Here is a 13,068-nt window from a genome sequence, read left to right on the forward strand (position 1 = left end):
TGTCAATTTTATGTTTAGATTTCGTTAAGATTAGCCTTTTAGTGATCCTATGAAAATCCCTTTGACGAAATATCGCTGCAGGAACGGGTACAGCACAAGCACCGGCAGATTGGCGGCAATCACGACGGCATACTTGATCGATTCGGCTTCCATCAGCTTCTTGGCCATGCCCTCCTGTGCACCGATATCCATCATTTGCGCGGTCTGGCCCTGGATGAGAATTTCCCGCAGAATGATTTGCAGAGGGAACTTGTCTCTTTCCGTCAAATAAACCAGCGCGTTGAAGAAGGCGTTCCAATGCCCGACTGCGTAGAACAAGACCATGACGGCCAGAATCGGGGTCGAAAGGGGCAGTACGATTTTAAATAATATTTTGATGTTGGAGCAGCCGTCGATCTGGGCGGCCTCCTGAATTTCGTGAGGCAGGCTCTGCTGAAAGAACGTCCGCATAATGATGATATTCCATACGGACACCGCATTGGGAATCACCATGACCCAGATCGTATTGATCATCCCCAGGTCTTTCACCAGCAAGTAGGTTGGAATCATTCCCCCGCTAAAAAACATCGTAAACACCAGAAACGCCATCACGCTGTTGCGGCCATACAAATCTCTTCTGGATAACGGGTAAGCGGCCAGCACAGTCATCACCAGGTTGATCGCCGTTCCCAGAACCGTGTAGAGAAGCGTATTTCCGTATCCTTGCAAAATATCTTTATTCGCGAACACTTTCTCATATCCGACGAGTGTCAGGCCTTGCGGCCATAACCATACCTTGCCGTTTAAAACGGCCATCGGGTCGCTGATCGAAGCCATGGCCACGAACCATAACGGGTACAGCACGACAATGAGTACCACTGCCAGCATGAACCCGTTGATGAGCCCGAACAGCCTGTCTCCCCATGATTCTCTGTCCAATACTGCTCTTCCCTCCTTACCACAAGCTCGTTTCACTCACTCTTCTGGACAGGTAATTGACCGAAACCAGCAGAATGAAATTGACTATCGCATTGAACAGGTCTACCGCTGCGGAGAAGCTGTACTGCGCCTCCAATATCCCGCTCCGATAAACATAAGTCGATAGCACGTCCGAAGCTTCCATATTCAAATCGTTCTGCATCAGAAGCACCTTCTCGAAACCGACTCCCATCAAATTTCCCACGTTCAGAATAAGCAGGATGACGATGGTCGGCATAATGCCCGGAAGGTTGATATGCCAAATTCTCTGCAGCCGGCTGGCCCCATCCACCTTGGCGGCTTCATGCAGCTGAGGATCGATGCCGGTCAGAGCGGCCAGATAAATAATAGAGCTCCAGCCCATATTCTGCCATACGCCCGATAACACAAAAATTGATTTAAACCACCCTGGCTCGGTCATGAACGAAACCGGTTCCAATCCGAAGAGTTTGATTAACTGATTGATCAGTCCGCTGCCCGGAGACAGGAAAATAAATACCATCCCCACCATGACGACGGTAGACAGAAAATGCGGCGCGTAGGTAACAGTCTGTACCGTCTTGCGGAACCATGCAGCCCTTACTTCATTAATCATCAAGGCGAGAATAATGGGAACCGGAAAGCCTACCACCAGCTCGTAAATTCCGATGCCAAGCGTATTCTTGATGAGACGCCAGAAGTAATAGCTGTTGAATAATCTTTCGAAATGATCCCACCCGACCCAGGGGCTGTCCCAAATCCCTTTGGCCGCCATAAAATCTTTAAAAGCAATTTGCACGCCATACATAGGAACATATTTAAAAATGACGAAGTAGGCGATCACCGGAAGGAGCAGCAAATAAAGCTCCCAATTTCTCCAGACCGACCGGATCGCAGGATGCCGGCGGTGTTTCCGCGGAGGCATGGAGTTAGCCGTCTTGCGGATATTCGAATGCGTATAGGCCAATGACTCGTTCTCCTCCTATATATTTTCGTAGAAAACTATCCCCAAAGGTTTCAGGTTTCCACCCTTGCCCCCTAACCCGGTTCCCTTGACCATACGGACATCAAAGGAACCGATAAGTAGTTATAGGGGCCGCCCGGTGCTTGTCCATTGGCACTTAGCGTCCGGACAGGGCGGCCGGAAAGTCTTGGTTCAGGTCAGGATTAGCCGTTCTTGTATCTCTCATAGGCCGACTGATAAATTTTCATATACTCCTCTAGCCCCATCTTCTTGATGGTCTGTACATATTCATCCCATTCGGACAGAGGCTTGGCTCCGGTAATGAACTTGGCCCGCATCTCCGTCACATAAGTCCCGATATCCGAGCTCAAGCCCGCCATTCGGCTGTTTTCCTCCGAGGTGAAGGAGAAGGGCGGCCATACTTCGCTGCCGGCATAGGGCTCCAGCAGCTTGGCTGTCTCCATGGAGGTCGGCAGGCTCTCTCCCCCTTTGAAATACTGCTCGGAGATGATTCCCGGGGTTCCGCCTCCCGGCCAAATCAAATATTGCGAGACCGCCTCGTCCAGCGACAAGCCTCCCGGATGATTGGAGATTTCGTCCAGATATTCCGCCTTGCCGTCCGCCCCTTCTTTGTAGGTCACTCCCTCGAAGCCCATGAAGAACATCTTGCTGCCTTCCTCCCCGAAGAAGTGGTCGATCCAACGCATCGTCGCTTCAGGATGCTCATTCTTGTTCGTGATAACGAAGGTTCCCAGCGTAACCAGAGAGGAATTTTTGACGACCGTCTTATCGCCATGCGGTCCCTCCAGCGCCGGCGCTCCTTCAAATTGCTTGAGGTTCGCCCAGCCTACGGGGTCCCAGCCGATATAGGATCCGTACCGGCCCGACTGCATTCTCGCCAGAAACTCCGCGGAATTCATCGTGAAGATATCCGGGTCAATCAGCTTCTCCTGATATAATTTTTGAACATATTCCAGCATCTCTCTATAGTTGTCGTCGATGGGGAAGAAGCGCAATTCGTCCGTCTGCGGATTCACGTCCACATAAGAATGGCGCGACCCTCTGTTCTGCAAGCCCCAAGGGCCGTAAAACCATTTGATCAAATAATTGATGCTCTCGGACCCGAGCGGAATCTCGTCGTCCTCCCCGTTTCCGTTCAAATCCTGCCCCTTCATGGCTTTGAGAAATGAATACAGCTCCTCGGTCGTTTCGGGCTTCTGCAATCCCAGCTTGTCCGTCCACTCTCGATTAATCCAAGACTTCGGGTTAATCAGTACCGAGGTGAAGCCCGGATCATACACTCTCGGGATCGAGTAGATATTGCCGTCAGGCATCGTCAGCCCCTTCTTGATGTCCGGATTTTCGTCCAGCAGCTTTTTGATATTGGGGGCATATTCCTCTATCAGCTCGTTAAGCTTGATAAAGACACCCTGCTCTCCATATTTCATTACATCTTTATCCGACAACAGCGCCGCGTAGAAAGCATCGGGGAGGTCTCCCCCTGCCAGAATCAGATTCCGCTTCTCGCTTAAAATCTCTTTATTAATCATCTGCCATTCGACATCGATGCCGGTCATCTTCTCATATTCGTTAAACAGCATAATGTCATTCCAGTCCGGGCCGTTCGCCGTAGCCTTGCCCGCTACGATATTGAGCTTGATCGGCTCGTTCACGATTGGAAACCCGGTCTTGTTAACAGCGGCACCTGTGCTTTCCTGTTCCGAAGGGCCCTCCCCCTTCTTCTGGCCGGCTGCTCCGCCACCGCTTTGACATGCAGACGTTAATAACAGGACCGCCGCCATGGACAGCGACATCCAGCCTGCTCTTTTCCCCCTCATTCCTATCCTCTCCTTCTCAAAATTCATCCGGCCGGCCGTTGGCCAGCCCGTTAGCTTCGTTACGTAATTCACTGTGTTTTTCTTCCGCAATCCGGCTTTATCCGCGGCTCTTTATACTTGCTGCCGCCCACGCGCCCAGACCCTTATTCACCAGCATTCACAACGGATTCCTGCACTTTACCCGGTTCATAACGGACACGGATCTCTGCCGCCGAAGCCACCCCGCCGCTCCCCTCGGTCGCTTCCAAGCGAAGATATCGGGTGCCCGGAGCGAAGAATTCGATCTTCTTCAGATAGTAATCACGATCCCATACTCCGGAAGCGACCTCGGCAAATTGGGCTCCATCAGCGCTGGCAAGCACCCGGTAACCCGTAATGATGCCATCTGGCTTGAAATCCGCGCGAGTCTGGTAGTCCAGGCCGGTAACATCGTAAACTCCTCCGAGGTCGAGAGTAATCGATTGCGGCAGAGGGTCTTTCGGAGCCCACTCTGAATGCCACATCGTCTTCAGATTCCCGTCTATCGCTTTGGAGGCTTCGTAGCCTACATGCTCGCTGGTGGAGTAGGCCGTCATTTGACTATGCGGCACATAGGACGGCTGCGGCTCCGGCGGATCGGGAAGAGTATTCGAATTCCGAATGATCAGATCGGTGATGACCGCGGCATGATCGGAATAGAAGAGGCGATCCGTCCCATGCTCCGGCAGCCGCTGATCCCGGGTATGCGAGCCGAGGATCCTCATCTCCTGCCCGTAGGCCCATATGTAATCAATGCGTCCCGGAGCCATGCCATACCCGTGGTAAGGGCTCCAGGTGCTTCCGGGATAACGGGCCGCATCCGGGTTCGCCCAGCGGTACGAGTCGATAAATCCGGCTTCCTCCATCAGCGAAGTGACCGGCCACTGCAGCACAAGCCCGGCATGGCCCGGCGCATCGGCAAACCTCTCGCTCCAGTCTGTACTGGACAGAGTGTTGAAGTCTCCGGCCAGCAGAATCGGCGAAGTATCGCCCTGCAGAAGAGTGGGAAGATTGACCGTAAGAATCTTGCGGATATGCTCTATCCGGCGGACCAAGTCCGTAGCCACAATCTCCGCATTGGTGTAAGTACGCGGAAGTCCGTACGTAATTTCGCCCACTGTGCGGTTCACATAATCCCAGGCCCAGCCCTCATGGTAGATCCAAGTATTGAATACGTTCACCTCTTGCCCGTCGGGAAGCTGTACCTTGATTCCGCCGAAATGGAAGCTGTTCATCAGTCCCGGATGCTTCATAACGGGATACTGCTTGACCACCGGAAAACGGCTGAAAATCCACAGGTTATCATTATCCGGCTGATGCACCGGCTCATTCGTTACCTGGACCGCCGTATATTGCTGATCTTCAGGCAATCCTTCATTTAGCCCCGCCAATATTTTCTCCCCGGACCGGTAGGTCTCTACAGTAAACAGAATGTCCGGATTCTCATGGCGCATCACATCAATGATCTGCTGAACGTTCTCTTCCCCGCCGGCGGACCGGCCTCCTCCCCACAAATTCCAAACCATGGCGCGCACCGGAGTGCCCAACGGTCCCTCGGTGAATTCATGAGATACTTCTACGGTTAATTCCCCATGCGGAACATGGAAGTCGGTCGAAACAGCCTGCTGCCCATCCGGATAGACTACACGCCGGGCGAGAACATCCTCGTCTTGTCGAATCGTAAAGACAACTTCATTCCCCAGCACAGCGCCTCCATCGGTAGAAGCCTGGACAGTACAGAGCTGCCCTGCGGCATGATGCGGCAGATTGACCGGAGCCTTGCTCTGGGAGTTCAATACCGCCAAGGCTTCTGTTCTGCCGTTACACACCAGCTCCAGCTTGAAGCGGGGATTGCGGGGAACCGAGTCGCCGTTTAGTTCGACGGAGAAATTGACGGTGTCCTTGCCCGGGGCTGCCCCTGCTGCCGCCAGCCCTATGGCAGAATCCGTCGCCAGCATGCTGATCATCAGGATGAACGCAAGAATGGGCATAATTATGAAATTCATTCTGTTCTTACACATTGTTCTTCCTCCTAATCCATGGATAGGTCCATTCCAATCAGTTCGGTCACCTATTCCCTCCACTATCCATCGAAGGCATGATGCTATATTTGCTCTCCTCTTTATTTCTCTTTATCATTTCATCTTTGAGATTTCTTCTTTGAGATTTCTTCTTCGACTTTTGTTCCCTAAGAACTCCGCTCCCCCTTTCATGTTTCCACCACTGTACCTTGCATCGCGTTTTTTTGTCCATCGGCAGCACGGACGCCGATATGCAATTCTTTACAATGCCCGTCATTCCTGGCATTTCGCATCTTTTTTGCGGAGCCCGCCGCTTCGATGTTTCTTTCCTCCGTTCCTCCTTGAGGCGGCGAGGGAGCATTAATATCGGAGGTGGATTTTCATCAGAGAACAGACTATGAATTGCACATATTGATTCTCTGGACCAGTCTCTCCATCACATTACCTATCGCATCAGGCAAAATAGACAAAAAAATACCGGGAACCTGAATGGCCCCCGATTCAACAATCTTTGAGCATCTTCGAACGGCTGCGAAGAAGCGATCATATAATAATCCAATAATGCACGTTAATCAGCCCTTTTACTTATAAGCGGATTTTCTCTTAAAAATTGGAAGGAACGGCCAGAAAAAAAGCAGATTAAAGTGCACCAATCGCCAAAGTATGGACATACACCTCGAGTTGCGCGAAGCTCATTTTTGCCGACGGTTTTTCTCAGTTTCCCTGGTCTTTCTCGTTTTTTTTCGGTGCCCTTTGGTTTTTCCTTGTTTTTCCCAGTTTTTCTCAAATTACACCGGAATCCCTGATTTTCCCCGGTTTATCCCCGCTTTATTACTGGTTCTCCGCTAACCTCACCCGGCCGGAATCACGCCGTTAGCCTTCCGCACTACTCTATGAAATCTTCCACTTCATCAAGTTTATAAGTGTATACCTTCTTCTCATCCACATGATAGATGGTCAATAAGCGGCTGCTTTCATCGTAATTTAGTATCCGACACGGAATCCGTCCTCTCGCTTCGCTGTTCCGGTTGACTACCAGCCAAATTAGCCGGCCGCTGGCCATCCAACCGCGAATCCGTTCCTTATTCCGGTCCTCCTCATGATGCTGTTTAGATGCCTCGGCATTCTCCGCTCCTTCAGAGATGCCGTCGGGACGGTCCGGGATAATCTCCACATCTCTTACGCCCGCATGACGAAAGAGAACATGGAGATAATCTATCGCCTGCTGTTCATCCATGTTCTCGATCGATACATGAATGTTAAATTTATGAAACTTTCCGTTCGAACCACTGCTCTTTGTCATCTGATCCCGTGATGCCTGCCCTTCTCTGGATGAATTAATAATATTTGCGGTATAGCTCTTGCTTGGCCATTCCACGGGAATTCTCCCCTTTCCGTTGCCAGCCTCATTAACCCCCATTGTTTTCCTTATTGGGGAATTTTCCCCTCTATACACAAGATCAAAGCAAACCGGATTTGTCCGCAATAGCATCCGTCCGCCTGCTCTCAGCTTAGTAGTCCCATAGACTCAATAATACCCTTAAGGCCTATTATCCATCTTCTTCCCTACTTTAGCAAGACAACATTTTCCTGTCCTTCTTTGTCGAAAAAGGTCGATTTATAATCAATTATCAAAAAAATTCAAACTCTAACTGACCAAAATAAGTGATAAAATAACATTTTTTTTGCTTTCATTACAAAAGTCCTAGAAATAAATAGTTCTCAATGACTGTCACATTCTGGTATATTTTCCCCGATAATAGAATCTAGTGTTCATTCATAAATCCTAGGTATAGAAAGGACAACGGTCTATGGCAATGGAAAGGGCATAGGACAACGGACCTGCGCCCGGTTTTTTTTGCAAATTGGAAAACATATCAGTGGAGGGTTTAACCAGAAAATGAAGATCATTCGAAGCACACGTATTTTTTTACACCTTATTATGCTTACCTTGGTAACGACATTATGGCCGGCTGCCGCATTCGCCGAGACAAGCAGTAATGATATCGCGGCAAAGCTTTCAGCTCTGAATTGGGTGGAAGGCAGCGGGCAAACAATAGAAATGGGCGATGGCCTCGCCGAACTGAAATTGAACGAAGGTTTCCTGTTTTTGAACAGCACCGATGCCAGAAGCTATCAGACAATCACCGGCGGCATGCCGTCCAACAAAGAGATCGGGGTTGTCTTCCCGGAAGATGAGAATCAGCTATGGGCAGTGTACTTCGAGTATGAAGAAACCGGCCATATCAGTGAGAAGGAAAAAGACAAGATCGACGCTAAAAAGCTTCTAAAAAGCTATCAAGATGGCACAGAAGAGAGCAACAAGTCATTATCCGAAGAAAACCGCTTATATGTAGATGGCTGGGATACTCCCCCCTTCTATGACGAGAAAACGCACAACCTATCGTGGTCCTTGCTGGCGCGCGACGGCATGGGGAATAAGCTGATCAACTACAATTCCCGTATCCTGACTCGCGTAGGCGTAGTTTCCGTCATCCTCGTATCGGATCCCGACAATTTGGAAGCCGATCGCAAAGTGATGGAAGAGCAGGTGCTTTCCGCATTCTCGCTGAAGGAAGGACACCGATATGACGACTTCGATCCAAGTACGGACAAAAAAGCAGAGTACGGATTGAGCGGACTCATTCTTGGAGGGGCCGGAGTTATGGCTGCCAAGAAATTAGGTCTGCTGTCAGCCCTGCTGCTGTTCCTGAAAAAATTCTGGATTGTCGTTATCGCAGGAATCGGCGCACTCTGGGGACTGTTCAAGAGATTCCTGGGCAAGAAGGAGACAGCGGAAGAAGCAGGAGGTTCATCTTCTGCAGATGCTTCCCTCGACCCTAATTCCGATCAGCGCGAAGATCGGCCATTATAAGGTAAGACAGGGGGTCCCGGCTAAGGGATCCCCTTATTGTTTCTTGCTAATAAAGCATCGGCCTCCATTGTCCCCGCCGGAAAGCCCGGCGCCTACCAGTAAAGCTTCCAATCCTTAAGCACGCGTACGAGTGCCTCGAAATAATAGTAATCCCCCCAGATGCAGCACTCATCCACCCCGTTGTTTAACGGTTTGCCGTAAACGGCATGGAGGAGGATTCCGTTCGAATGGGGAGTGCTCTCCGTCGTGTAGCGCTCTGTCAGCGATTTTAAAATATGAAGAGAAGCATTCTCATACAGGCGCCTGTTCTCGTTAATAACGGGAAGATGTCCGGCAAGCTCCAGCATCCCGCATATGGCTATGGCCGCAGCCGAGCTGTCCCTCTCCTCTTCTCCCTCGGTAAAAATCAGATCCCAATAGCAAACGTAATCTTCCGGAAGCCGGTTCAGGAAATAATGAGTCACTTTCTGCCCTAGATCGATGAGCGACGTATCCCCCGTATAACGGTAGCTCAGAGGAAAGCCGTAGACCGCCCAGGCCTGCCCTCGTGACCAGCACGAATCGTCGGAGTAGCCCTGCGCCGTTCTGCCGTATTTCGGCTCGCCCGTATCGACGTCCATATAGAAAGTATGATAGCTGGAGGAATCGTTCCGGATCAAATACCGGGCCGACTGCCGGACATGCCTCTCAGCCGCGCGATGATAAGCCGGACGCCCCGTTTCTTCGGAAGCCCAATAGAGCAGCGGCAGGTTCATGCAGCAATCGATAATCATCCGCCCGCGCTGCTGCGGATTATTCAGATTTCCCCATGCTTGAATGATACCGGCGGTTTCGAAATAACGCTCCATCAGCAGATCCGCCGCTTTAAGCGCGGTTTCCTTGGCCTGCCCGTTGCCTGTAAGCTTATAGGCGGCAACACAGGACAGCGAATAAATAAACCCCAGATCGTGGGTTTCGGTGCCGATCCTTTCATCGACCCGTCTGCGATACGTTTCCAGTTGGATTTCCGCTGTTCTGCGGTATTTGTCGTCCCCTGTCACCTCATAGGCAAGCCACAGCATACCCGTCCAGAATCCGGGAGTCCACTCGATATTTTCCCACGGCTCGTAGACGTTTCCCTTGCTGGCCGGGGACGGAAACCTGTCCGTAAACACGTCCAGATTGCGGTCTATTTGCGCAAGAACATAGTGGATCGCCCTTTCGACTGATGCCTGAGTCCATACGGGAGGCTCCGCATATTTGCTTCTGTCCAAAATCCCTTCATCCGCCACATGAGTTGTCAATGTCCTAATCCCCTCCATTATTTATGCCATAGAAACTTCCGCGACCCTTACGACATAATTGACTCCATAGGGATAACCGGTAGCATAGAAACGGAGCGTTCCGGCTTCCTCGTCTTGGGTGAATGACAGTTCTTCCCCGTTGTCCAGCCAACGAATGGACGCGACTTTCCGCTTCAGGCCTGTGAATGTTTTCTCCCCGGCCCCGCCCCCGTTAACGGTTACATTTGCGTGGCCGCTGATTTTAAGATGGTAAATGAACAGGTAGAGCTTCCCGTCGGGGGTCTCCAATACGAAATGATCGCCTTCCCCCTGTACATCGCTGGGCTTGCCTTCATAAATCGGCTTGCCGAATACGTTCAGCCAGTCTCCGATCATCTCGAGCATCGCTTGTTGAATCGGAAGAATGGCCCCCTCGGCGGTCGGGCCGACATTGAGTAAATAATTCGCTCCCACTTTGCGGCATGCGCACAGGTTCTCGATAAGTGCCGGCACCGACTTGTACATGAAATCGGCTCGGCCGATTCCCCAATGATCGTTGATCGTCTCGCACATTTCGGCAGCCACATACTTGCTCATTCCTCTGCGGTCCATCGGCTTCGGGCGCCCCTGCTCATAGGTGACGCTGTCGATCTCGGGATGCCCTACCTCGCCCCTATGCTCCAGTCCCGTGTTGTTGATGATCATCGCTTCCGGCTGCAGCCTGCGAATCATTCCGTACAGCCGGTCCAGCTTCCAGTCCGCATCGGGTCTGTCCCAATTCCCGTCAAACCAGAGGCCGCCTATGGGCCCGTAATGGGTACACAGAACTTCCACCGACCGGTACAGATAATCCAAATAAGCGTCAAAATCGGACTTATAGCTCTCCTGATGCCAATCGAGCGTCGTATGGTAGAAGACCGGCAGCAGCCCCTCTTCCCGGCAGGCGTGGACGAATTCGGCAATCAGATCGCGCTTGGCGGCGCTGTGGGGAGCATCATACTCGCTCACCCCCCGGGTATCATACAGAGAGAAGCCGTCGTGATGCCGGGTCGTGATCGTAATATAATTCATCCCGGCCCTTTTGGCCGTTCGTGCAATCTTCCGCGCATCAAATTCGGAGGCAGTAAAGCTCTCCTTCAGTTTCGCATATTCCGCTCCGGGAATGCCGCCGATCTTTTGAATCCATTCGCCCTGCCCGAGCTGGGAATACAATCCCCAGTGAATGAACATGCCGAAGCCCAGCTTCTCGAATCGCTCCACTCTCGGCTCCGGTACCGCTTTCTCGCCCATTCCATCCATTCAAGCTCATTCCTTTCCTTGGATTTCCCCCTATTCTAGCATAAGCATCCGTACAAGCCATTGATGATTCCCTGCGGATAAAAAGATACCCGGATTTAACCCGTTTAAATCCCCTTATATCCGAACAAGCATGACCGAGCGCAGCTTCACCGGATCCGCCTGCCATATCTCGGTGAATTTCGAATGGCGCTCTTTGATCAAGGCCGATTTCAGCGTTAACGAATAGTGGCCCGGCCGAGGAATCTCCACTTCACCCATTATGGAATGGACCTCCGAATAAGGGTGCTGGCAAGCCGGAGAATCCGTGATGATCCGGTCCTCCTTCGGAATGCCGACGAACGGCCGATCGTTCATGACAAGCTCCACTCCAGCCTTGAATCCTTCCTCCAGCACGGCATCTGTCCGCCTGAAGCTGACCAGCGACAACCGATAGGTTCCCGGCTGCGGAACCATAACGCTCCATTCAGCATTCCTCACCGGACCACCGCCTTCGAAACCTGCTATTACATACCCTTCCGTCAGGCGGCCGGACGGGATATCCATTTTGAGACTTCCGGAAGGCAGTACCGTAAATCCGCTGTCGATGTCGTTCTCTCCCTCCAGCTCAAGAACGACAACGGAAACATACGAATCCGGCGCTTGCGCGGGAAGGCCGATCGCAAGCGTATGAAGCTGCAGGCCATCGTCGAAGGTCTGCTCCGTCTCCAAGGCCCGCTTCCCGGGGTCGGCCAGCAGATACGCATGGCTCACCCGGTTGCGCACGCCTCTTAGCACGAGCTTGCCTGTCTTCGGCCACTTGTCATTGTGGATGTGCAGATACAGCTTCCCAGGCTTGGCCGTAATCGCTCCCCAATCGAATTCATACGGAAACGGACTGGCCGATGCCGCATAGATCGCCTCCGCATTCCGGCCGGTCCATTCTCCCAGCTCCTTCAGCCGCTCCACCGACTCTCCGGGAATCGTCCCCTCCGGAGACGGCCCCACGTTGAGAAGCAGGTTGCCTCCCTTGCTAACGATATGGACCAACTTGCGAACAAGCGACTCCGTCGTCTTCCACACCTGGTCCTTCGGGCTGAACCCCCAGGTCCGGTTCAGAGTCATCGGCGTTTCCCACGGCCGCTCATCCTCGCCATACATCGGAGTCTCATTATCTCCCTTGGACTGGTAATCGCCCATTCCCTTGAAATGGCTCACCCGGCTGTTAACCAGACATTCCGGCTGCAGGCTGCGCACATGAGCGACCATGTCTTCGCTGTCCTCCTTGGACAAACCGCCCGCCGTATCGAACCAGAGGAGTCCGACGGGTCCATACTGCGTCAGCAGCTCCCGGATTTGCGGCTTCGCCAGACTGTTCCAATATATGGGGAAATCCTTCTCTTCCATCCGGTAATCCCAAGTATTGTTCGCCGCGTTATGCACCGAATGCGGATGATGCCAATCGATGACATGCGAGTAGTAGAAGCACAACCGAATGCCTTCCTCAAGGCAAGCCTCGGCCAGCTCTTTCATCGGATCCCGCTTGAACGGAGTGGCATCGACGATATTGAACGGCTCGACAGAGGAAGAATACATTGCAAAACCGTCGTGATGCTTGGCCGTTATGACGATATACTTCATTCCCGCTTCCTTGGCGATCCGCACCCATTCCCGTGCATCAAACCGTACCGGGTTGAACTGCCCGGCAAGCTTCTCGTACTCTTTCACGGGTATTTTCTCGCTGTACATCTGCCACTCGCCTTGTCCGGGGATGGCGTATAACCCCCAATGAACGAACATTCCGAATTTCGCTTCCGTCCACCACTTCATACGCTGTGCTTGCTTAACCTCCGTTGAGTTCGACAATGGCCTCCGTCCT

The 13,068-nt window shown here is 52.0% G+C and carries 9 protein-coding genes; 1 reads left to right on the plus strand and 8 read right to left on the minus strand.

Annotated elements, in window-relative coordinates; translation table 11 throughout:
* Positions 1-30 precede the first annotated feature (30 nt).
* The 5 genes from ACFQ03_RS06000 to ACFQ03_RS06020 all read right to left on the minus strand — a co-directional run bounded on the left by ACFQ03_RS06000 (position 31) and on the right by ACFQ03_RS06020 (position 7,155).
* A complete protein-coding gene (locus ACFQ03_RS06000) occupies positions 31-918 on the minus strand; it encodes a carbohydrate ABC transporter permease (RefSeq protein WP_379286782.1) in 888 nt (295 codons plus the stop codon).
* 16 nt (positions 919-934) lie between these two features.
* Positions 935-1,861, minus strand: coding sequence for an ABC transporter permease (locus tag ACFQ03_RS06005; RefSeq protein WP_144936414.1), 927 nt, complete (start codon positions 1,859-1,861; stop codon positions 935-937).
* Between the two features lie 242 nt (positions 1,862-2,103).
* Positions 2,104-3,738 (minus strand): extracellular solute-binding protein, encoded by a 1,635-nt coding sequence (locus ACFQ03_RS06010; protein ID WP_144936382.1) that lies wholly within the window; start codon positions 3,736-3,738, stop codon positions 2,104-2,106.
* Positions 3,739-3,881: 143 nt separating this feature from the next.
* Entirely contained in the window at positions 3,882-5,777 is a 1,896-nt protein-coding gene (locus ACFQ03_RS06015) for a discoidin domain-containing protein (RefSeq protein ID WP_144936379.1), read from the minus strand.
* Positions 5,778-6,663: 886 nt separating this feature from the next.
* Positions 6,664-7,155, minus strand: a complete 492-nt coding sequence (locus tag ACFQ03_RS06020) for a hypothetical protein (RefSeq protein WP_144936376.1) — start codon at positions 7,153-7,155, stop codon at positions 6,664-6,666.
* Positions 7,156-7,677: 522 nt separating this feature from the next.
* On the opposite strand from ACFQ03_RS06020, the gene ACFQ03_RS06025 reads away from it, so the two are divergent.
* A complete protein-coding gene (locus ACFQ03_RS06025) occupies positions 7,678-8,652 on the plus strand; it encodes a DUF2167 domain-containing protein (protein WP_144936373.1) in 975 nt (324 codons plus the stop codon).
* A gap of 92 nt (positions 8,653-8,744) precedes the next feature.
* On the opposite strand, the gene ACFQ03_RS06030 is transcribed toward ACFQ03_RS06025, so the two are convergent.
* The 3 genes from ACFQ03_RS06030 to ACFQ03_RS06040 all read right to left on the minus strand — a co-directional run bounded on the left by ACFQ03_RS06030 (position 8,745) and on the right by ACFQ03_RS06040 (position 13,055).
* A complete protein-coding gene (locus tag ACFQ03_RS06030; protein ID WP_379286786.1) occupies positions 8,745-9,953 on the minus strand; it encodes a glycoside hydrolase family 88 protein in 1,209 nt (402 codons plus the stop codon).
* Positions 9,954-9,956: 3 nt separating this feature from the next.
* A complete protein-coding gene (locus tag ACFQ03_RS06035; protein WP_379286788.1) occupies positions 9,957-11,213 on the minus strand; it encodes an alpha-L-fucosidase in 1,257 nt (418 codons plus the stop codon).
* Between the two features lie 114 nt (positions 11,214-11,327).
* On the minus strand, positions 11,328-13,055 hold the full coding sequence (locus ACFQ03_RS06040) for an alpha-L-fucosidase (protein ID WP_379286790.1): 1,728 nt from the start codon (positions 13,053-13,055) through the stop codon (positions 11,328-11,330).
* Between the last annotated feature and the right edge of the window lie 13 nt (positions 13,056-13,068).

It is taken from the genome of Paenibacillus residui (assembly GCF_042677205.1).
Lineage (GTDB): Bacteria > Bacillota > Bacilli > Paenibacillales > NBRC-103111 > Paenibacillus_L > Paenibacillus_L residui.

Excerpts from the sequence above, each read along its gene's own strand:
- ACFQ03_RS06005 (WP_144936414.1), bottom strand. The coding sequence starts at position 1,861 with ATGCCTCCGCGGAAACACCGCCGGCATCCTGCGATCCGGTCGGTCTGG.
- ACFQ03_RS06010 (WP_144936382.1), bottom strand. The coding sequence starts at position 3,738 with ATGAGGGGGAAAAGAGCAGGCTGGATGTCGCTGTCCATGGCGGCGGTC.
- ACFQ03_RS06015 (WP_144936379.1), bottom strand. The coding sequence starts at position 5,777 with ATGTGTAAGAACAGAATGAATTTCATAATTATGCCCATTCTTGCGTTC.
- ACFQ03_RS06025 (WP_144936373.1), top strand. The coding sequence starts at position 7,678 with ATGAAGATCATTCGAAGCACACGTATTTTTTTACACCTTATTATGCTT.
- ACFQ03_RS06030 (WP_379286786.1), bottom strand. The coding sequence starts at position 9,953 with ATGGAGGGGATTAGGACATTGACAACTCATGTGGCGGATGAAGGGATT.
- ACFQ03_RS06035 (WP_379286788.1), bottom strand. The coding sequence starts at position 11,213 with ATGGATGGAATGGGCGAGAAAGCGGTACCGGAGCCGAGAGTGGAGCGA.